Here is a 20,335-nt window from a genome sequence, read left to right on the forward strand (position 1 = left end):
CGCGCGACTGCATTCCACACAACCAAGCACTGGGAGCAAGGGGCGGCCGTGCGGTAAAGTCAGTTCGACGAGGCGATGTAGCCGCGGAGCGTGGCGGCGACTCCGTCCTTCCACAGGCGCTCAAGCTGGGCCGAGAACGCGTCCACAAAACGATCCTTTCGCTTCAGATCGCCAAATATGCTCTCGTATTCGAGGAACAGCGGCGGGCTTTCCCTCGCGGCGAGCGCCCTGTTCTTCAGTTCGACATGGTCGTCATCGTTCGGCGGGATCGCCTTACCAGCTTCGTCTTCGCCCGCGCAGTAGCGGCACCAGAGGGCCACTTCGAGCGCGAGACCGTTGACCGGTGCGCTGTGGGCGAGCGCGTCGCGAAGGGTGGGCAGGATGAACTTCGGCTGACGGTTCGACCCGTCGAGGCAGAGGCGCGGGATCGTGTCGCCGATGCGCGGATTCGAAAAGCGCTCGATGATCTTTTCGCGGTAGGCCGAGTAGTCCACGCCGGCGATCGGCTTCAACGTCGGGATGATCTCCCGCCGCTGGAGCGCGTCGAGCCAGTCGCGGATCAGGGGATCGGCCATCGCGTCGTGGACGAAATGATGCCCGATCAGCGCCGAGGGATAGGCGATGGCCGCATGCCCACCGTTGAGGATGCGCAGCTTCATCAGCTCGTAGGGCGCGACATCCGCGACGAATTCCGCGCCGACCTTTTCCAGAGATGGACGGCCTTGCGGGAAGTTGTCCTCGAGAACCCACTGCCGGAACGGTTCGCAAACGACCGGGGCCGCATCGTCGATGCCGAATGTCTCGGCGACCATAGCGCGCTCTCGGTCCGAGGTCGCCGGCGTAATGCAGTCGACCATCGAATTGGGGAAGGCGACATTGTCCTCGATCCATTTCGCGAACCCGGGATCCGAGAGGCGGGCGAGGCCGACGACCGTTTGCCGCGCGACATGGCCGTTTTCGGGCAGGTTGTCGCAGGTCATGACAGTGAATGGGGCGGTTCCCGCATCCCAGCGCCGCCTGAGCGCGAGGATGATCATGCCGAAGACGCTCTTGGGCTCTTCGGGATGCTCCGCGTCTCGAGCCATGTCGGGATGATCCGCGTTGAACCCGTCGGTTTGGGCGTCGATATAGTAGCCGCCCTCCGTGATCGTGAGCGAGACGATCCGGATTTCGGGGTCGGTCATCGCGGCGATCGTCTCCTCGGCATCGATTGGCACGAAATCGATCATCGAGCCAATCACGCGTGCGCTCAGCGCCTTGGGATCGAGCTCCACGACGGTCGTCAGCCAGTCCTGCTTCTTCAGCGTCTCGCGCATGGCAGAGTCGCCGGCTCGCACGCCCGCGCCCCGGATCGCCCAGTCATGCCCCTCGCCCAGCTCGAACAGCCGGTCGAGATAATGGGCCATGTGGGCGCGGTGAAAGTTTCCGATGCCAATGTGCAGGATGCCGGCCTTCAGCGCCGCGCGGTCGTAGCGTGGCGTTGAGACTTCGGATCCGATCGCGGCGAGCGCGGCGTTGTTCAATGCGGTCATTGTCAGCTCATCCAGTTGCCGCCGTCCACGTTGTAGGTCTGGGCGACGATGTAGTCGGCCTCGGGAGTTGCGAGGAAGATCGCCATGCCGGTCAGATCCTCAGCCCTGCCCATGCGGCCGAAGGGGACAGCCTCGCCCGCTTCCTTCTTCTTCTGGCCGGGAGCCTTACCCTCGTATTTCGCGAAGAGGGCGTCGACGCCGTCCCAGTGCTCGCCGTCCACGACGCCCGGAGCGATCGCGTTGACGTTGATTCCGTGCTCGATGAGGTTCAGCCCGGCCGATTGCGAGAGGCTGATGACAGCGGCCTTCGAGGCGCAATAGACCGCGACAAGGCTTTCGCCGCGGCGGCCGGCCTGAGAGGCCATGTTAATGATTTTGCCACCTTTTCCGCGCGCGATCATGCCCTTGGCGACGGTCTGCATCGTGAAGAGCGTGCCCGCGACATTGACCGCGAAGACGCGATCGTAGTCCGCGCGCGTGATATCGGTGACCGGCGCGGCAGTGAAAAGGGCGGCGTTGTTGATCAGGATGTCGATGCCGCCGAAGCTGTGTTCGACCTCGGCCACGGCAGCGTCGATCGAGGCCTGATCCGTCACGTCCATCTTCACAGCGATGGCGCCGCTGCCGAGGCTTTCGGCTGCTTCGCGCGCGGCCTTCATGTTTATGTCGGCAATTGCGACCCTGGCACCTTCCGCCGCGTAAGCCTTCGCGAACGCGAGCCCGATGCCGCGCGCAGCCCCGGTGATGATGGCGGATTTGCCCTCAAGCCGCTTCATGCGATCCGCAGACCGTCCTTGTCGAAACGGTGGATCTTGTCCGCCTCGGGTGTGAGCCAAACGGTGTCGCCGTGGTGGAGATTGACTTCGCCGCCGGCGCGGACGGTCATCGCCTCGGCAAGCCCGGTATCGTGGACATGGAAGAAAGTGTCCGATCCAAGATGCTCGGAAACGCCGACCGTGCCTTTCCACGTGCCCTCTGTCGGCGAAACCCCGATATGTTCGGGCCGGACGCCGATCGTTGTCGCGCCGTGTTTCGCCGCCTCCGCGCCGTCGATCAGGTTCATCTTCGGGCTGCCGATGAAGCCCGCGACGAAGACGTTGCGGGGCGTCCGGTACAGTTCCAGCGGCGACCCCACCTGTTCGATCACCCCGGCCTGCAGGACGACGATCTTGTCGGCCATGGTCATCGCTTCGACCTGGTCGTGGGTTACGTAGATCATCGTGGTGGTGAGCCGGTTGTGGAGCTCGGAAATCTCAAGCCGCATGCCGACGCGCAGGGCGGCGTCGAGGTTCGACAACGGCTCGTCGAAGAGGAAGGCCGCGGGCTCGCGCACGATGGCGCGGCCAATGGCGACGCGCTGGCGTTGGCCACCCGAGAGCTGGCCCGGGCGCCGCTCGAGATAGTCGGTGAGGTTCAGGACATCGGCGGCGGCCTTGACTCGCCGGTCCTGCTCGGCCTGGTCGAGCCCGGCCATCCTCAGAGGAAATGCGATGTTCTTCCGCACGCTCATATGCGGGTAGAGCGCGTAGGACTGGAACACCATGGCGAGCCCGCGCTTCGCAGGCGACACGCTGGTCGCGTCGTTGCCGTCGATGCGGATCTGTCCGGACGAAACGTCCTCAAGCCCGGCAATCAGCCTGAGCAAGGTGGACTTGCCGCAGCCCGAGGGTCCGACGAAGACGACGAACTCCCCTTCCTCGATCGTCAGGTCGAGCGGCGGAATGACGTTCACTTCGCCGAAGCTTTTGGAAACCTTGTCGAGTGTGATGCGTCCCATCTTATTTTTCCCTTACTTCACGGCGCCGAAGGTCAGGCCGCGGACAAGTTGTTTCTGGCTGAACCAGCCCATGATAAGGATCGGCGCGATGGCCATGGTCGAGGCCGCGCTGAGCTTGGCGTAGAATAGGCCTTCGGGGCTCGAATAGCTGGCGATGAAGGCGGTGAGCGGCGCGGCCTTGGCCGCGGTCAGATTCAGTGTCCAGAACGCCTCGTTCCACGCCAGGATGATGTTGAGAAGCAGCGTCGAGGCGATGCCGGGCAAGGCCATCGGCGTCAGCACGTAGAGAATTTCGGAGCGGAGCGACGCGCCGTCCATCCGCGCAGCTTCGAGGATATCGTTGGGGATTTCCTTGAAGTAGGTGTAGAGCATCCAGATGATGATCGGCAGGTTGATGAGCGTCAGCACGATCACCAGTCCCGTACGCGTGTCGAGAAGCCCCGTATCGCGGAAGATCAGGTAAATCGGCACCAGAACGCCCACCGGCGGCAGCATCTTCGTCGACAGCATCCACATCAGCACGTCCTTGGTGCGCTTGGCCGGCACGAAGGCCATCGACCAGGCGGCCGGGATCGCGATGATGAGGCCGAGCACCGTGGAGCCGATCGAGATGACCACCGAATTCATGAAGTGCCGGAAATAGTTCGAGCGTTCCATGACGGTGCCGTAGTTCTCCGTCGTCCACTCGAACGCGACGAAGACAGGCGGATCGGCGATCGCGGTTGCTTCGGTCTTGAAGCTCGTGAGCACGGTCCAGAGGATCGGAAAGAAGATCAGGAAGGCGATGAACCACGCGGCGGCTGTGGTGATCGTCTTGCGGCGGTTCGTGACAGCGCGGGCCATGTCTCTCTCCCTTACGTGTCGAGGTTCTTGCCGATCATCCGCATCAGGAAGATCGCAACGATATTGGCGAGAATGATGGCGACGACGCCGCCAGCGGAGCCCGTGCCGACATCGAAGCGCAGAAGCGACTCGGCATAGACAAGGAAGGTGAGGTTCGTCGACGCCGTGCCCGGACCGCCATTGGTGGTCACGAGGATCTCGGCGAAGATCGACAGAAGGAAGATCGTCTGGATCAGGATCACCACCGTGATTGCGCGCGCCAGATGCGGCAGGATCATGAAGACGAAGCGGTTCGGGAAGTTCGCGCCGTCCATCTCGGCCGCTTCGAGCTGCTCACTGTCGAGCGACTGCAGCGCGGTCAGCAGGATCAGCGTGGCGAACGGCAGCCACTGCCAGGAGACGATCAGGATGATCGACATCAGCGGCGCGTGCGCGAGGAAGTCGAAGGGTTGAAGCCCGACAGCCTTGGCAGCGTGGGCGAAGAGCCCGCTCACCGGGTTCATGAACATGTTCTTCCAGACCAGCGCCGAAACCGTCGGCATGACGAAGAACGGCGCGATGACGAGGACCCGGACAATGCCCTGTCCCCACATCGGCTGATCGATCAGGAGCGCAAGCAGCACACCGCCGACGATCGTGATGAGGAGGATTCCTCCCACCAGCAGGAGCGTGTTCCACAACGCGGAAAAGAAAGCAGGATCGCTCAGGAAGAAGCGATAGTTCGCCAGGCCTGCCCACTCCTCCATCCCCGGCATGAGAAGGTTGTAGCGCAGGAAGGAGAAATAGAGCGTGAGGCTCAGCGGGATGATCATCCAGCCCAGCAGGAGAAGGACGGCGGGCGAGATCATCAGTCTTGCGGCGGAGCGGGATGCTTTGGTGGCCATCGGTCCTTGCCTCGTCTCGGCTGAAATCCGGGTGCGCGGGCACAATGCGGTTCAGCGCAGTAGCGCCCGCAACGAAAGCAACAACAGGGAACGGGTTACTTCGAGGGCGGCCGCCCCCGAAGGGACGGCCGGGGAGCGTCCGGTTACTTGATGTAGCCGGCCTTCATCATTTCACGCTCGGTCAGCTGCTGGGCCGCAGCCAGCGCGTCTTCGGCCGACATCTGGCCTGCGAGCGCGGCCGAGAACTGCTGGCCGACAGCCGTGGCGACGCCCTGGAACTCCGGGATCGCGACGAACTGGACGCCGACATAGGGCACCTCGTCGACCGCAGGGTTGGTCGGATCGGCCGAATTGATCGAGTCGAGCGTCATCTTGGCGAACGGCACTTCGGCATATTCGGGGTTCTCGTAGAGCGAGGTACGCGTGCCCGGCGGGACGTTGGCCCAACCTTCGTTCGAAGCGACGAGTTCGAGGTATTCCTTGGACGTTGCCCACGCGACGAACTTCTTGGCCGCATCGATCTTCTGCGAACCCGCAGGGATCGCCAGCGACCAGGCCCAGAGCCAGTTGCCGCGCTTGCCGAGCCCGTTGTCCGGTGCGAGCGCGAAGCCGACCTTGTCGGCGACGGTCGAGTCTGCCCCGGTCACGAAGGACGCGGCCACGGTGGCGTCGATCCACATGCCGCACTTGCCTTGCTGGAAGAGCGCGAGGTTCTCGTTGAAGCCGTTGTTCGACGAGCCCGGAGGACCGTAGTTGTTCATCAGGTCGAGATAGAAGTTGAGCGTGTTGGCCCAGGCTTCGGAGTCGAACTGGGGTTTCCACTCCATGTCGAACCACTTCGCGCCGAACGAGTTGGACATCGCGGTCAGGAACGCCATGTTCTCGCCCCAGCCGGCCTTGCCGCGCAGGCAAATGCCGAAGATTTCGTTGTCCTTGTCGGTCATTGCCGCTGCGGCTTCCTTGATGAAGTCCCAGGTCGGCGCCTCGGGCATCTCCAGTCCGGCCGCTTCCATCAGGTCGGTCCGGTACATGACCATCGACGATTCACCGTAGAACGGCGCGGCATAAAGCTCGCCGTCCACGGTCAGACCGCCCCGGATCGCTGGCAGCAGGTCGTCGATATCGTATTCCGCGGGCAGGTCGTTGAGCGACACGAGCCAGCCTTGCTTGGCCCAGATCGGGACCTCGTAGGTGCCGATCGTCATGACGTCGTACTGGCCGCCCTTGGTGGCGATGTCGGTCGTCACACGCTGACGCAGGACGTTTTCCTCAAGCGTCACCCACTCGACCTCGATGTCGGGGTTTTTTGACGTGAAATCATCCGTCAGGCCCTGCATTCGGATCATGTCGCCGTTGTTCACGGTTGCGATCGTCAGCGTCTCGGCCTGAGCGAAGGCCGCTGCAGCACTGAGCGCGGTTGCACCCAGAAGGGCGCGCGTCGTCAGGTTCATCTGTTCCTCCCTTTTCCCATCATTGGGCAAATGCCTATTGGGTGGGCAAATATTCGCAGCCCGAGCGAGTCGAGTCAACAGTGAACTTTTTATACACTTATTGGCCCACATGCGGGGCCGGTCTCAAGTTGGCTTCAGCGTTCGGCGAGAAGCAACTCTGCCGTCGCCTCATTGGTGATTAGGCCATTGACCAGTCTGCCGCGCAATGCCGCCGTGAACGCGGTTACCTTCGCCTCACCGACCGCCACCGCGATCACGCGCCGCTCGACCGCCTTGGGCAGCGGAACCGAGGCCACGCGCGCGTTGAAGGCGCAGTCGATGATGTGGCCGTCCTGGTCATAGACCCAACTTGTGATCTCGCCGGCGGCGCCGGCGGCGACGAGTGAATCTATCTCGTTCTCCGGCACGAACCCGTCCACGACAAGCGGCGCGGTGCGGTTCATCTGGCCGATGCCGACAAGCGTCAGGTCCGCCTGCTGGCCAAGCGCGATCGTGTTACGGACTGCCTGTTGCGAAAGAAGGACCCTCAGCTCGTCTTCGTCGCGCGCGAGCACCGGCAATGGGTAGGGATAGTGCTTCGCGCCGACCCGTTCGGCCATGGCGATAGTGGCGTTGTAGGGCGTCGCAGACCCGTCCTGCATCATGTTGCCCAGAAGCGAGACGATGCTGTGCTGCGGGCACGCCATGCGCGGCAGTTGATCCACCGTGGCCTTAAGCGCTCGACCGGTGCCGAGCGCGATGATCTTCGGCTCGTCGGATTTTAGAACGCGCTCAAGCTCCGCGGCCGCTGCGATCGCCACGCCGGTCAGCAGCCCCGGCGCTCCGGGATCGGAGGGCACGACTTCGCAGAATTTCAGGTCGTAGGCTGCGGTGAGCGCCCCGGAGAGATCCATGCAGCGTCCGATCGGGTGATCGATTCGCACCTTGACCAGCCGCTCGCTGACCGCCATCGCCACGAGCCGCTGCGCCGTCTGGCGCGAGACGCCAAGCTTCTTCGCGATCTCGTCCTGGGTGTTGCCCGCAACGTAGTAGAGCCATCCGGCGCGCGCGGCATCGTCGAGCCGAGTGGTCTCCGGTGTGAAGCGTCCGACGGTCACGTTGCGTCCGATCCTTGGCAGAGTTCTTCAAAGAGGTGCGGGAAATCGGCCCAATTGTCAAAGAATCGTACCGGAAAGGGTGCATCGGGCGCCTGACCCTGCAGGTGCTCGCCGCCCGTATAGGCCAAGGCGGCCATGCCTGCGGCGCCGGCGGCGGTAAGCCCCGGCGCGCTGTCTTCGATCACCAATGTGCGGGCGGGCGGCACGCCCATCCGGCGCGCGGCATGCAGGAAGAGATCGGGCGCCGGCTTGCCGTGGCGGACCTCGCTCGCCGTGAATACGTCGGGGCCGAACCGCGCGGCGAGGCCGAGCAACTCGAGCGTCCGCGAGACCCGCTCGGGGCTCGACGAGGTCGCGACACAGGCAGCGACGTTTAGCGCGTCGAGAACCTCGACGACGCCGCTCGTGGGGCGGAGCTCCGTCTCGAACCGTTTGAGAAGCCGGTTGCGATACCGCATCTCGAAATCTGCGGGCAGCGGCCGGTCCAGATCTTCGCGGATCATCTTGGCCACCGTCGGAAAGCTGCGGCCCAGAAAGTGTCGGCGCACATAGCCGAAATCGATCGCGATCCCCTCGCGCGCCAGCTCCTCGATCAGGACATGCGCCGAGATGACCTCGCTGTCGGCAAGCACGCCGTCGCAATCGAAGATGACGAGTTCCACGCTCACAGCCGCATATGTAGCACAATCAATCGGGCAGTCATCGCGCTTCGCTGGTCGGCGTCAATCAACTCCTGTACGAACTCGCGGCCGCAATTGACAGGTGCAGGCTGCGTATCCACTATGACCGGATTGATCTCTCAGCGAAAAATAAGCGCGGCGTTATCCGTGCAAGTATCAAGGTGAGGGGACTATGCGCGAACACACACGATCTTCTTTCACGAGGTTCTTGCTCACGCTTTTGGTCGCACAGGTAGGTTTCCCGATTGCGGAGGCGAGGGCACAGTCCGGTGCGGATGCGGACCTGCAAACCGCGTTGAAGCTGGCATCCCTGCTGCGATCGGCCCGGACGGTGATCGCCTCGAACCAGGATGTCATCAACGATCCGGCGGGCGGCGACAAGGGGCTGACCGGCGACCGCGTTCTTGCCGAGGCGACGGAATCCTATCTGGCGTCGAACGGAACCACGCCGCTCCACGACGGCCAGGACGAACGCGAAGCGCGGCTCATTTCCGCGCAGATGGCGGCAATAGGCGAGGTGATGGAAGCCAATCAGGCGACGATCAACCAGGACGGAGTGGGATTCAAGGGTTTCGTGCCGGCGGTGTTCGGGCGCCTGGTGAACGAACGTTTCGCCGAGCTTGTCGGCGATGAGGCTGTGATCAAAGTCACAGCGCCGCCCGAACTGATCCGCAACCGCAAGGCCCGCCCCGACGACTGGGAGACTGGTGTCATCCGCGCCGACCTCTCGGCGTCCGACTGGCCCGAGGGCCAGGTCTTTGCGGCCGAGGCCGAGAAAGACGGCAGGCCCGCCTACCGCGTGCTGGTCCCAGAGTATTACGGCGAGGGCTGTCTGGCCTGTCACGGCGAACCGAAAGGCGAAATCGACGTGACGGGCTACCCGAAGGAAGGCGGCAGGCTCGGCGATCTGGGTGGTGTCATAAGCATCAGTCTGTTTCGCTGAGATGGTCGCCGCAGGCGACATTGCCGGCAGGCGTTTGAGCCATGCGCAGTTCCCGCGGGGGGCGCATGGCTAGGGTCTCGATCCTCGCGCGGCTGGTCTTCCTGTCCGTCGTGTTGCTGGCGTTCCTCGTTGCGACAAACGCGTTTCTGTCATCGCGCCTGTCGCGAAATGCCGACGCAATATCCGAGGGCGCGACGGCGATCGGTGTTCTGACCCGCGCCAACGCGGCGAGCACCCATTTCGGCGAGTTGAAGTACTGGCTGTCGGACTTGTCCGTGAGCCTTCTCATGCGGTCGGAGCAGAACGCGCTCGCCGCGCGCGAGGCTCTGGAGGCGGAACTCACCGCACTCGAACCGGTCGCGCCCGATCATGTCGCGACAATCCGTACCGAGATCGAGGGGCTTCTGGAGCAGTCTTTCCTCGCGGTCGATGCCTATACCGAGGATCAGCGGGTTCTCGGCAATTCGCTGGTCGCCAAGGGCCAGGCACATATCCGCAGCGTCGATGCCGAGCTTGGCGCGCTGGTGGCCGAGCTCCAGGCCGAGGCCGTCGCCAAGAGCGATGCCGCATATTCCGAAGCCGCGCGGGCGGTCAGGCTTTCAACCGCGATCGTCATCGCGGCGGGGCTCGTTGGCCTCCTGCTCACGCTCCTGATCGTCGGCTCTATCACCTCGCCCCTCAGGCGGCTGCTGACCGCGATGAGGGAGATCACAGATGGCAACCTCGCCGCCGAACTGCCGAGACCCGGCCACGATGAAATCGGCGCGATGACGCGGACGCTCGGCCTCTTCCGTGACAGTCTTGTCGAACGCGAACGCCTGGCGTCGGCCCGCGCGGAGGCGGACCGCGAGGTCAAGCGGCTCCAGGTCCAGCTGACCGAGGCGATCGAGGCGATCAGCGAGGGCTTCGCGCTTTTCGATGCCGAGGACCGACTGGTCATCTGCAACCAGCGCTACAAGGACATGTACGCGAAGATCGGCTTCGACATCCGTCCCGGATGCAGCTTTGCCGACATCGCGGAGCACGTGGCGAAGTCGGATATCATAGCGGGCGGCGCAGAGGGATGGGCCGAGAACCGCATCCGCCGGCACCGCCACCCCGAGGGCCCGTTCGAGCAGAAGCGCGGCGACGGCACGTGGATGAAGATCAACGAGCGGCCGACCGAAGCCGGCGGCATCGTCGGCGTCTTCACCGACATCACTGAGATGAAGGAGCGCGAGTCGAAGCTGCAGGAACTCGTGGAAAGCCTCGCCGAGGCGCGCGATGTCGCGCTGAAGGCGACGACCGCGAAAAGCCAGTTCCTCGCCAATATGAGCCACGAGATCAGGACCCCGATGAACGGCGTCATCGGGATGAGCAATCTTCTGATGGACACCGATCTTTCCCCCGAGCAGCAGGACTTCGCCCGCACCATCAATGAAAGCGCCGAAAGCCTGCTGACCGTGATCAACGACATCCTCGACTATTCCAAGGTCGAGGCGGGCAAGCTGGAGCTTGAGCGGATTCCCTTCAACCTCCGCGACTGCGTCGAAGGGGCGCTTGACCTCGTCGCGATGGCGGCGGCGCGGAAAGGGCTGGACCTCGCCTATTACATCGAGCCGGACGTGCCCGAAACGATCGTGTCGGACGTCACGCGGCTCCGGCAGGTGCTCCTGAACCTTATCAACAACGCGATCAAGTTCACCGAGAAGGGGGAGGTCGTGCTGACCGTCGCGCCCGACGTGGAGCGCGCGCCCGAAGGCGAGTGCCGCTTGCTCTTCACCGTCCGCGACACCGGGATCGGCATTCCCGCCGATCGCAAGGACCGGCTTTTCCAATCCTTCAGCCAGGTCGATGCGACCACGACACGGCGCTACGGCGGCACCGGCCTCGGCCTCGCGATCAGCCAGCGGCTCGTGGGTCTCATGGGCGGACGGATCTGGGTCGAGAGCGCGCCGGGCGAGGGCACGACGTTCCATTTCACGCTCACCGCGCCCGTGGGAAACGCGATCGGCACGATCAACCTCAATGAGGCGCGGCCCGATCTCGAAGGCAAGCGCGTGCTGATCGTCGACGACAACGAGACGAACCGGGTGCTCCTCTCGCGCCAGACCACCAGCTGGGCGATGGAACCGGAGGCCGTAGGGGAGCCGGAAGAGGCGCTTCGGATGGTGGCCGGTGGCGAGAAGTTCGACGTCGCGATCCTCGACATGCACATGCCTGGCCTGGACGGGATCGACCTGGCACAGAAGCTTCGCGGCGTTGCGGCGGGAAAGAGCATTCCCTTGATACTGCTGTCCTCGCTCGGCCAGTCGAACGACCACAGCCCCGAAGAGCTGTCCAAGGCTGATTTCGCCGAAGTTCTCGCCAAGCCCGTCAAGCCCTCGCCGCTTCTGAACGCGCTCGTCAGCCTCTTCGCCGGTAAGCCGATCCGGGTCATCGACCGGGTACAGCGCAAGAAGCCCGCCTTCGACGAGACCCTGGCGGAGCGGCTGCCGCTGCGCATCCTTCTGGCTGACGACCACGCGACGAACCAGAAGCTCGGCCGGATGATCCTGAAGCGGCTCGGATACAAATCCGACGTCGCGGGCAATGGCCGCGAAGTGGTCGAAGCCGTGGCGCGCCAACCCTACGACGTCGTGCTCATGGATATCGAGATGCCCGAGATGGACGGCATGGAGGCCACGCGCCGGATCATCGCCGAGCATCCCGAGGACGAGCGCCCGAACATCATCGCCGTCACGGCGAATGCCATGGACGGCGACCGAGAACGATTCATCGAGGCGGGAATGTGCGGTTATGTCAGCAAGCCGATCCGCGTCGAGGCCCTGGTCGAGGCGCTGCAATCCTGCACGCGCGGGAAGCTAAAGGAGGCACCGAAAATGTCCGATGCAAACCCCGCCGCGTTCGATCCCGCGGCGCTCGAAACTCTTCTCGACACCATCGGCGGTGACCGCGAGGCGCTGGGCGAGCTGATCGAGAGCTTTCTGGAGGAGGGCCCTGACCTTATCTCAAGGATCGAAGGCGCGGTGCGCGACGGTGACGCGGACGGCCTTCGCCGTGCCGCCCACACTATGAAGTCGAGCGCCGCCGATTTCGGCGCGCTGGAACTGTCGCGGCTCTGCCGCGAGATCGAGGCGATGGGGCGCGAAGGCGATGTCGCCGGTGCGGCGGCCCTGTCCGACCGCGCGGCCGTGGCGTTCGGCAAGGCCCGGGACGGGCTGCGCCGGACACTGGCGGGCTGAGACGGGACATGGGGGGGCGATGACGGAGAGACATGGTCGCGTGCTTGTGGTCGACGACCACAAGACCAACCGAATGAAACTCGCACTGGCGGTGCAGAACCTCGGCCACGAGGTCGAGACCGTCGCGAGCGGGGCGGAATGCCTCGCGTCGCTAAGGCGCGACCGCTTCGACATCGTCCTTCTCGACATCGTCATGCCCGAGATGGACGGGTTCCAAGTCCTCGCGGCGATCAAGGCTGATCCCAAACTGCGCGATATCCCGGTGATCGTCATCTCGTCGCTGGAAGAAATGGAGGATGCGGTCCGCGCGATCCAGCTCGGGGCGGACGACTTTCTCACCAAGGCGTTTAACCCGGTCCTCCTGAAGGCCCGCGTCGATGCGGGAATTGAGCGCAAGCGGCTCAGGGACAAGGAGCTCGAATACCTGCACCAGGTGGAACGGCTCGCCGCCGCCTCGGGCATCGTCGAGGGCAAGGATTTCGACCCCGCGCGGCTCGGCCTCGACGACATCGCCCGGCGCGACGACCAACTCGGCAACCTCGCGCGGGTCTTCCTCCAGATGGCGGGCGAGGTTTACCGGCGCGAACAGAACCTGCGCCAGCAGATCAGCCTTCTGAAAGGCGGGTTCCTGCTTCTGCTCCTCGGCGCGACCTGGGGGCTGATCCCGTCCTTGTCGCGGATCATCATGCTCGACGGGCTCCACCCGCTCGGCGTCGCGTTCTGGACGCTCAGCCTCAGCGCCGCTCTGATGATCGTGACGTCCCTCCTGACCGGGCGCTATCCGCAGGCCTCCTGGCCGCCGATTCGGCACTACCTGATCCTCGGCCTCATCGGCGGGGTACTGCCGCAGATCTTCCTGTTCTGGGCGGCGGAAAGCGTGCCGGCGATGATTATCGCCATCATCCTCGCGGCCGAGAGCTTCATCGTCTTCGTCCTCGCCGCCTCGATGGGCCTCGAGGCGCCGAGTCTCAAGCGCTTCATCGGCCTCAGCCTCGGCCTCGCCTGCGTCGCGCTGATCATGGTGCCGGGAAGCGAAGAGAGCGGCGTGGCCGGATGGATCTGGATCCTCGTCACGCTTGCCGTGCCCCTCTGCTACGCGCTTGAGGATATCGTCATCGCGGCGCTGCCGGATTCGGAGGCGGACTCCCTCGGCGCCGCGACCGGCATAACCATCGCCGGGGCGCTCATCCTTGCGCCGGCCACTTTCGCGACCGGCGCCTTCATTTCGCCGGCCGAGGCGATCGCGGGATTTGGCTGGGCGTTCCTCCTGATCGCCGCGCTCAGCGCCTTCTCGACCGTGCTCCTGATTTACACGATCAGAACTACCGGCGCGGTCTTCGCCAGCCAGGCCGGTTATTCGATCACCGCAGGCGGCATCCTGTGGAGCGTCTTGCTCCTGAACGAACAGATGACGATCTGGGTCTGGGCGGCGCTTGCCTGCCTCGTTTCGGGCCTCGCGCTGGTGATGCCCAAGCAGATCGATCACGAGGACGATTTGGACCAGCGCGCGGCGCCGGCGCAAATTGCGGGGTCCACGGGCGGACCGGGTCCAACGGCGCCCTGAGGGGCGCGGCGGTGGAAGCCCGCTCCCGCGCGCGGATCACTCCGGCGGTCCGAGGCCGGCGAGGAGCTTCTTCATCAGTGCGCTGAGCTGGTCCTGCTCCTCGCGGGTCAGCGGCGAAAGAATGCGCGTCTCGTTTGCCGCATGGGCGGGCAGGGCGCGTTCTATGAGGTCGCGTCCCTTGTCCGTCAGCGCCACGAGCGTGCCACGCCGGTCCTCCGGATTGGGGCGGCGTTCGACAAGTCCCGCCTTCTCCAACCGGTCGAGCCGCGCCGTCATGCCGCCCGAGGACAGCATCGTGACCTCGTAGAGCTGGGTGGGCGTCAGTTCGTAAGGCGCGCCCGAGCGGCGGAGGGCGGCCAGGACGTCGAACTCTCCGCCGTGAAGGCCGAATTCGGCCATTACGGGCGAGAGATGGTCGCGGTCTATCACCAGCCACAGCTCCGACATTCGCCCGATGATTTCCATCGCCTTCGTGTCGAGGTCGGGCATTTCGCGCGCCCATTGCGAAATCGCGAAGGCGGCTCGATCCATTTGTCTTGACATCAAGATACTTTTCACTAAGTTAGTTCTCACAAAGATACTAACCCAATTCGGAGTCTCGTCAAATGGCGGATGCCACGAACTGCGCAGGCGCGCTGCCCTGCGCGAGCGGTCCCGGTCTGGCCGCGCCCTTTCTGCTCGTCTCCGTCGGATCGCTCATCGCGACCGCGGTCATGCTGTCAAAGCTCGCGGCCGCAGCAGGCGCGCCGATGCTCGGCTATCTCGGCGCGGTCTGGTTCGGGGCGGCGGGCCTCCTCTTCCTGCCGCTCGTCTTCGGGCGAGGTCCGCTGGGCGTCGCGGGCACACTGCACTACGGCCTCGGCGCGGGTTTCCTGATGATCGTGCCGAGCGCGATGGGCTACCTCGCCGTCGCCCATGTCGGTGCGGGATACATCTCGCTCACCTTCGCCTTCCCGGTGCTGCTCACCTGGCTCATCGCAAGAGGCTTGCGCATGGACGGGGCGCGGCCGGGGCAGGGCGCAGGCGTCCTCGCGGGGCTTGCGGGTGGCGTCCTTCTGGCGTCGGCCAAGCTCGCCGGGGCTGGCGGTCCGGGCGGGAGCGTCTACTGGGTCATGCTCGCCACGGCCATTCCGGTGACGCTCGCGCTCGGCAACATCTTCCGCACGCGCTACTGGCCCGCAGGCGCCCGGCCGTTGCCGCTGGCCGCGTTCTCGGTCCTCGCGGGCGCGCTGATGGTGCTTCCCTTCGCCGCCTTGACCGAGGGTGGGCGCCTGTCTCTTCTGTGGCAGTCGCCCGAACTCGCCGGCCTGACCGCTGCCGGTGCAGCCGTGGTCGCGGCGCAATACGTCCTGCAATTCCGCCTCCAGGCTCTGGCCGGCCCGGTTTACATGAGCCAGATCGGCGGCGTCGCGGCCATGACGGGCGCGGTTATTGCAGTGGTGGCCCTGGGCGAGACGCTTCCACCCATGTTCTGGCCCGCCGCTCTCATGATCGCCGCCGGGACCGTGCTTTTTCACAACGCGGCCGCGAAGCGCCGCCGCTGACGCGTCTTGACACTGGCGGGGCGCAGGATCATCGCTTGCCCCCGCCATGATCGATATGCGCCCCGTCGGATTTGTGATCGGTCTCATCATCGCCGCGCTCGGCGCGACGATGATCATCCCCTTCGCAACCGATCTTCTGCGCAGCGACGGCAACGCGCACGCCTTCGGCGAGGCGGCGATGATTTCGGTCCTCTGCGGCGCGGCGATGGCGCTTGCCTGCCAGAACCGGGCCGCGCGCGGTCTGTCGATCCGCCAGGCGTTCCTGCTCACCGCCGGGATCTGGCTTTTCGTGCCTCTGTTCGGCGCGCTTCCGTTCGTGATCGGCGCCCCCGACGTGCGCCTGATCGACGCCTATTTCGAGGCCGTCTCGGGCATCACAACCACGGGCGCTTCGGTCTTTGTCGATGTCGAAGAGCTGCCGCGCGGCGTGACGCTTTGGCGCGGGATGCTGAACTGGCTCGGCGGGCTCGGCATCGCCTTCATCGCGATGATCTTCCTGCCCGTGCTCAGGGTCGGCGGGATGCAGTTCTTCCGAACCGAGGGCTTCGACACGTTTGGCAAGGTCCTGCCACGCGCCTCCGACATCGCGCGGCAACTTTTCTATGTCTATGCCGGACTGACGGTCGCCTGCATCGCGGTTTACGCGCTCCTTGGCATGCCGCTTTTCGAGGCGGCGGCGCATGGGCTGGCCACGATCGCGACGGGCGGCTTTTCGCCCCGGACCACATCGTTCACGGATTATTCCAACGCGCTCGACTACGCGGCCTCGCTGTTCATGATCCTCGGCAGCCTGCCCTATATCCGCTACGTGCAACTCGTGCAGGGGTCGTCCCGGCCGCTCTTCGCGGATCCGCAGGTCAGGGCCTATCTCGCCTGGGTCGGCAGCGCTGTTTTGGTCGTGGCGGCCTGGCGTATCACGACCAGCGATCAGGACGCGGAGCCGGCGTTCCGGGAATCGCTTTTCAACCTCGTCTCGATCATGTCGTCGACCGGCTTCGGCACCGGCGACTTTCCCCGCTGGGGGGCGTTCGCACTCATCGTCGGCATGTGGCTCGGCGTCATCGGCGCCTGTTCGGGATCAAGTGCGGCCGGGCTCTCGGTCTTCCGCGTCCAGATCATGCTCGGTGCGCTCGTCTCCGCGGTCCGCCGCATCTACAGTCCGAGCCGGATCGCCCTGGTCCGCTATGCGGGCCGGACGGTGGATAACGACACGATGGACGCGATAGTTCTCTATTTGGGGGCCTACATCCTGACATTCGGCTTCCTCACCGTCGGGATCGACTTGAGCGGGGTGGATTTCGTCTCGGCGATCTTCGCTGCATGGACCACGATCGGAAACATCGGCTACAGCTACGGCCCGATGGTCGCCCCGACCGGCACATTCGTCGATTTTCCCGACGTCGCGAAGATTTTCATGATCGTCGCGATGATCATGGGCCGGCTTTCGCTCTTGACCGTGCTCGTGCTTCTCCTGCCGCGCTTCTGGCGGCTGTGAGCGCGGTCGCTTGACAGGGCAGGCCAGCGCCGCCAAGGCTCTGACATGATCGACCTGCGTCCCGTTGGATATGTGATCGGCCTTCTTACCGCGGTGCTCGGGGCGACGATGATCGTGCCGCTCGCGGTCGATCTGGTCTATGGCAATGGGCACTGGCCCGCCTTCCTGCAAAGCGCGATCCTGACCTGCCTTTCGGGTGGCTGCCTGGCGCTTGCCTGCGCGAACGGTGTGGGCGAGAAGCTGAGCGTCCAGCACAGCTTCCTGCTCGCCACCGGGGTCTGGACGGCGCTACCCCTGTTCGGCGCCTTGCCCTTCCTCTTCGGCGCGACGGAGGCGCGCATCGTCGACGCCGTCTTCGAGGCGATGTCGGGTTTCACGACGACCGGAGCCACCGTCTTTGTCGGGCTCGAGCATCTGCCTGAAGGGCTCCTGCTCTGGCGCTCCATGCTGCAATGGTTCGGCGGTGTCGGGATCATCGTCGTGGCCATGGTCTTCCTGCCCGAGCTCAAGGTCGGCGGCATGCAGATCTTCCGCACCGAGGCCTTCGACACCGGCGGCAAGGTCCTGCCGCGCGCGGCCCAGATCGCGGCCCAGATCATGGCCATCTATGTCGGGCTGTCGATTTTGTGCGCGCTTGCCTACGTCGCCGTGGGGATGAACGGGTTCGAAGCCGCGAACCACGCGATGACGACGCTGGCGACAGGCGGTTTCTCGACCTCCGACGCGTCGTTCGGTCTGTTCCAGGGGGCGCCGGAATATGTCTCGGCGTTCTTCATGTTCGCGGCGAGCCTGCCCTTCGTCCGCTACGTCCAGATCGTCGGCGGCAGCACGACGCCTCTTCTGCGCGACCGGCAGGTGCGGGCCTTTCTCTGGACGGTCGGCGTGCTTGTCGGGGTGATCTGGGCCTATCGCGTGGGCGTCAGGGGCGATGGGCTGGAACACGCCTTCCGCGAGGCGCTGTTCAACGTGACCTCGATCATCACCGGCACCGGCTATGCCAGCACCGACTACCAGCTTTGGGGCCAGTTCCCAATCGTGCTGTTCTTCTTCATCGGCCTCATCGGCGGCTGCGCGGGCTCGACCTGCTGCTCGGTCAAGATCTTTCGCTACCAGCTTCTGATCGCCTCCGTCTCGGCCCAGATCCGGCGAATCCACTCCCCGAACGGCATTTTCACGCCCCGCTACGACGGGCGACCTGTCAGCGAAGATGTCATGTCTTCGGTGATGGCGTTCCTCGGACTGTTCGTGGTGAGCCTCGGGATCATCGCGGTGTCGCTCGGGCTCACCGGGCTCGATTTCGTCACGTCGCTGTCCGGCGCGGCCACGGCGATCGCCAATATCGGGCCGGGGCTCGGGGAGATCATCGGACCGGCGGGCAATTTCGCCGCTCTCAACGACACGGCCAAGTGGATCCTGACCGCTGCGATGCTACTGGGCCGGCTGGAACTTCTGGTCGTGCTCGTACTCTTCCTGCCGCGTTTCTGGCGCGTCTGAACCGCGTCAGTCCCAGCAGGAAACGAGGACCGTGAGATCACGGCCGAGCCAGAGAAGATCCTCGGCCGCCATCGGCGCGGGCGCATCGCCGAGCCCGGCGGGTTCCGCTTCGGCGAGCCCGCCATCCGCCAATGCCCTTCGGATCGCGGCCGCGTCGAGCGCGAGGCCTACATCGTCGGGCAGGACGCGCCCGTTTTCGACCCGGCGCGGAAGCAGCATCCCGATCACCGCCCCGGTCGTGTCGAGCACCGGCCCGCCCGCATCGCCCGGCAACGTGGCGACGCTCAGCCGGCTCAATTCATTCTCTCCGCCGAGGCCACGGGTATCGGCGAAGCTGCCGAAGCTCAGCACCGCAGAATCGAGCGCATCCTCGTAGGGAAAGCCCGCCACCGAAATTTCGGACCCTACCCGGGGCGTGCGTTCGGCCAGCCGGGCATGGCTTCTCGGCGCGAGCGCCGCGCGCGGCTTCAGGACGGCAAGGCCGCTTGACGCGTCGTGCAGCGCCAGGTCCGCCTCGGGACCGCCACCGAGCGTGATCCTGCTGCAACCGGCCAGAACTTCGTCCGTTGTCGCCACGAGCCCCGCCCCGTCCAGCCAGAAGCCCGACCGCGACAGCGCCGGCCGCCGCACTTCGAGGCCGGAAAGCAGGCCCGCGCGATCCTCGGCCAAGGGCTGGCCCAGACTGTCGTCTAGCGCGCCGCCCTCCAGCGCCCGGAAACCCGCGCGCATCGCTTCGAGTACCTTGGTCGCGCGCTTGCCGTCCTCGGGCCGCCAGGCCAGCGTGAAGCCCTTGATCACGCCACCCTTCAGCGTAACCTCGGTGTGCGACTGGATCTTGCCGTTCTTTCCCGTCAGTACGAACGAGCTGCGGTTCAGCCCGCGCTCACCCTCCAAGGGGACGATTTCGAGCGTCTGCATGACGTCGTACAGCCCCGACAGCGTCGCCTCATCGCCCTTCTGCGAGATCAGAATCATTTGGAAGCCCGACCCGCCCTTTTCACGATAGTGGACGAAGGGCGGTTGGTAGCGGTCGAACTCCACAAGCGCGAGCGGCAGCGGAATTTCGATCCGCGCCTCCTCCTCGGTCACGGTCTCCAGCCCAAGCGCGGCGCGTTCGGCCTCGTATCCCTCGATCAACTCGGCGCGCTGGGCTGTGGTCAGGATGCCCGTCTCTTCGTAGCCGCGCGAGGCCTGCCACGCGGCCATCGAGGCGCGCGTGCCGCGGCCGAAGGCGCCGTCGATCGCCCCCGCGTAGAAATCGTCCCACTTTAGCGCCTCCTGAAGCTGCTGCCGCTCCTCTCTCGTCAGAAGCGCCTCCGACCGGCGCGCCTCGGCGGGCGTCTCGTCGGGCAGAATGTTGGGCACTATGGCGGTCGCCTCGGGCGCGGGCAGGGCGGCCGCGTCGGTTTCGGGCGGCGTCTCGCCCTGAGGCGGCACGGCGCCGAGCCGCACGCCCACCGGCCAGAACTGGCTCTGGAAGCTTTCACCAAGCGCAATGTAGCTGTCGCGCGGGATCAGCCGCTCGCCCCTGAGAAGCCGGAGCTGGCGCTCCGCCTCTTCGGGTGCGAAGGGGCCAAGCGCGATCGCGTACCAGCCCGTCGTCATCACGAAGCCGCTCACGTTCGGAAAGACGCCGGAATAGGCACGAGCACGCTCCTCGCCTTCCCGGAGCGTCGGCTGCGCCTCGATCTGAACCCATGCCTGTTGCGCCTGCGCCAATGCTGGCACGAACGACAGGACAAGACCGATGACTAGAATCGCCGCACGCATGCCAATTCCTCTTTGTAACCTTGGGCTCAACTCGAAT

16 protein-coding genes are annotated in these 20,335 nt (G+C 65.1%); 6 read left to right on the forward strand and 10 right to left on the reverse strand.

The genetic code is table 11. The features are described from left to right. Positions 1-59: 59 nt before the first annotated feature. From DEA8626_RS02985 to DEA8626_RS03020, 8 genes are all read right to left on the reverse strand, one after another. Positions 60-1,532: a mannitol dehydrogenase family protein gene (locus DEA8626_RS02985; RefSeq protein ID WP_108851573.1), complete on the reverse strand. Its 1,473-nt coding sequence runs from the start codon at positions 1,530-1,532 to the stop codon at positions 60-62. A 2-nt stretch (positions 1,533-1,534) separates the two neighbouring features. Beyond that, entirely contained in the window at positions 1,535-2,308 is a 774-nt protein-coding gene (locus tag DEA8626_RS02990; RefSeq protein ID WP_108851574.1) for an L-iditol 2-dehydrogenase, read from the reverse strand. Then, positions 2,305-3,309, reverse strand: coding sequence for an ABC transporter ATP-binding protein (locus tag DEA8626_RS02995; protein ID WP_108851575.1), 1,005 nt, complete (start codon positions 3,307-3,309; stop codon positions 2,305-2,307). Before DEA8626_RS02995 ends, DEA8626_RS02990 begins: the two co-directional genes overlap by 4 nt. A gap of 12 nt (positions 3,310-3,321) precedes the next feature. Continuing rightward, positions 3,322-4,152 carry a carbohydrate ABC transporter permease gene (locus DEA8626_RS03000; protein WP_108851576.1) on the reverse strand — a complete coding sequence of 277 codons (831 nt, stop codon included), beginning with the start codon at positions 4,150-4,152 and terminating at the stop codon, positions 3,322-3,324. A gap of 11 nt (positions 4,153-4,163) precedes the next feature. Further along, positions 4,164-5,036, reverse strand: coding sequence for a carbohydrate ABC transporter permease (locus tag DEA8626_RS03005; protein WP_108851577.1), 873 nt, complete (start codon positions 5,034-5,036; stop codon positions 4,164-4,166). A gap of 143 nt (positions 5,037-5,179) precedes the next feature. After that, positions 5,180-6,487, reverse strand: a complete 1,308-nt coding sequence (locus DEA8626_RS03010; protein WP_108851578.1) for an ABC transporter substrate-binding protein — start codon at positions 6,485-6,487, stop codon at positions 5,180-5,182. 134 nt (positions 6,488-6,621) lie between these two features. Next, positions 6,622-7,584 (reverse strand): sugar-binding transcriptional regulator, encoded by a 963-nt coding sequence (locus DEA8626_RS03015; RefSeq protein ID WP_108851579.1) that lies wholly within the window; start codon positions 7,582-7,584, stop codon positions 6,622-6,624. Further along, the gene (locus DEA8626_RS03020; RefSeq protein ID WP_108851580.1) at positions 7,581-8,252 is read right to left on the reverse strand and encodes an HAD family hydrolase; all 672 of its coding nucleotides are present in this window, start codon (positions 8,250-8,252) and stop codon (positions 7,581-7,583) included. Before DEA8626_RS03020 ends, DEA8626_RS03015 begins: the two co-directional genes overlap by 4 nt. A gap of 220 nt (positions 8,253-8,472) precedes the next feature. Between DEA8626_RS03020 and DEA8626_RS03025 the strand changes: the two genes are divergently transcribed. The 3 genes from DEA8626_RS03025 (at position 8,473) to DEA8626_RS03035 (ending at position 13,995) form a co-directional block, all read left to right on the forward strand. Beyond that, positions 8,473-9,207 (forward strand): Tll0287-like domain-containing protein, encoded by a 735-nt coding sequence (locus DEA8626_RS03025; protein ID WP_219929155.1) that lies wholly within the window; start codon positions 8,473-8,475, stop codon positions 9,205-9,207. A gap of 65 nt (positions 9,208-9,272) precedes the next feature. Next, complete coding sequence (locus DEA8626_RS03030) at positions 9,273-12,431, forward strand: hybrid sensor histidine kinase/response regulator (RefSeq protein ID WP_181366340.1); 3,159 nt, start codon at positions 9,273-9,275, stop codon at positions 12,429-12,431. Between the two features lie 19 nt (positions 12,432-12,450). After that, positions 12,451-13,995 carry a response regulator gene (locus tag DEA8626_RS03035; protein ID WP_181366341.1) on the forward strand — a complete coding sequence of 515 codons (1,545 nt, stop codon included), beginning with the start codon at positions 12,451-12,453 and terminating at the stop codon, positions 13,993-13,995. 36 nt (positions 13,996-14,031) lie between these two features. On the opposite strand, the gene DEA8626_RS03040 is transcribed toward DEA8626_RS03035, so the two are convergent. Then, a complete protein-coding gene (locus tag DEA8626_RS03040; RefSeq protein WP_245890729.1) occupies positions 14,032-14,538 on the reverse strand; it encodes a MarR family winged helix-turn-helix transcriptional regulator in 507 nt (168 codons plus the stop codon). A 62-nt stretch (positions 14,539-14,600) separates the two neighbouring features. On the opposite strand from DEA8626_RS03040, the gene DEA8626_RS03045 reads away from it, so the two are divergent. Genes DEA8626_RS03045 through DEA8626_RS03055 form a run of 3 tightly spaced genes read left to right on the forward strand, consistent with a single transcriptional unit; the run spans position 14,601 to position 18,528 of the window. Next, positions 14,601-15,539 carry a DMT family transporter gene (locus DEA8626_RS03045; protein ID WP_108851585.1) on the forward strand — a complete coding sequence of 313 codons (939 nt, stop codon included), beginning with the start codon at positions 14,601-14,603 and terminating at the stop codon, positions 15,537-15,539. Positions 15,540-15,585: 46 nt separating this feature from the next. After that, positions 15,586-17,034 carry a TrkH family potassium uptake protein gene (locus tag DEA8626_RS03050; protein ID WP_108851586.1) on the forward strand — a complete coding sequence of 483 codons (1,449 nt, stop codon included), beginning with the start codon at positions 15,586-15,588 and terminating at the stop codon, positions 17,032-17,034. Between the two features lie 45 nt (positions 17,035-17,079). Further along, complete coding sequence (locus DEA8626_RS03055; RefSeq protein WP_108851587.1) at positions 17,080-18,528, forward strand: TrkH family potassium uptake protein; 1,449 nt, start codon at positions 17,080-17,082, stop codon at positions 18,526-18,528. Positions 18,529-18,534: 6 nt separating this feature from the next. Here DEA8626_RS03055 and DEA8626_RS03060 read toward each other — a convergent pair whose 3' ends face one another. Further along, positions 18,535-20,298: a serine protease gene (locus tag DEA8626_RS03060; protein ID WP_108851588.1), complete on the reverse strand. Its 1,764-nt coding sequence runs from the start codon at positions 20,296-20,298 to the stop codon at positions 18,535-18,537. Between the last annotated feature and the right edge of the window lie 37 nt (positions 20,299-20,335).

The organism is Defluviimonas aquaemixtae (genome assembly GCF_900302475.1).
Taxonomy (GTDB): Bacteria; Pseudomonadota; Alphaproteobacteria; order Rhodobacterales; family Rhodobacteraceae; genus Albidovulum; species Albidovulum aquaemixtae.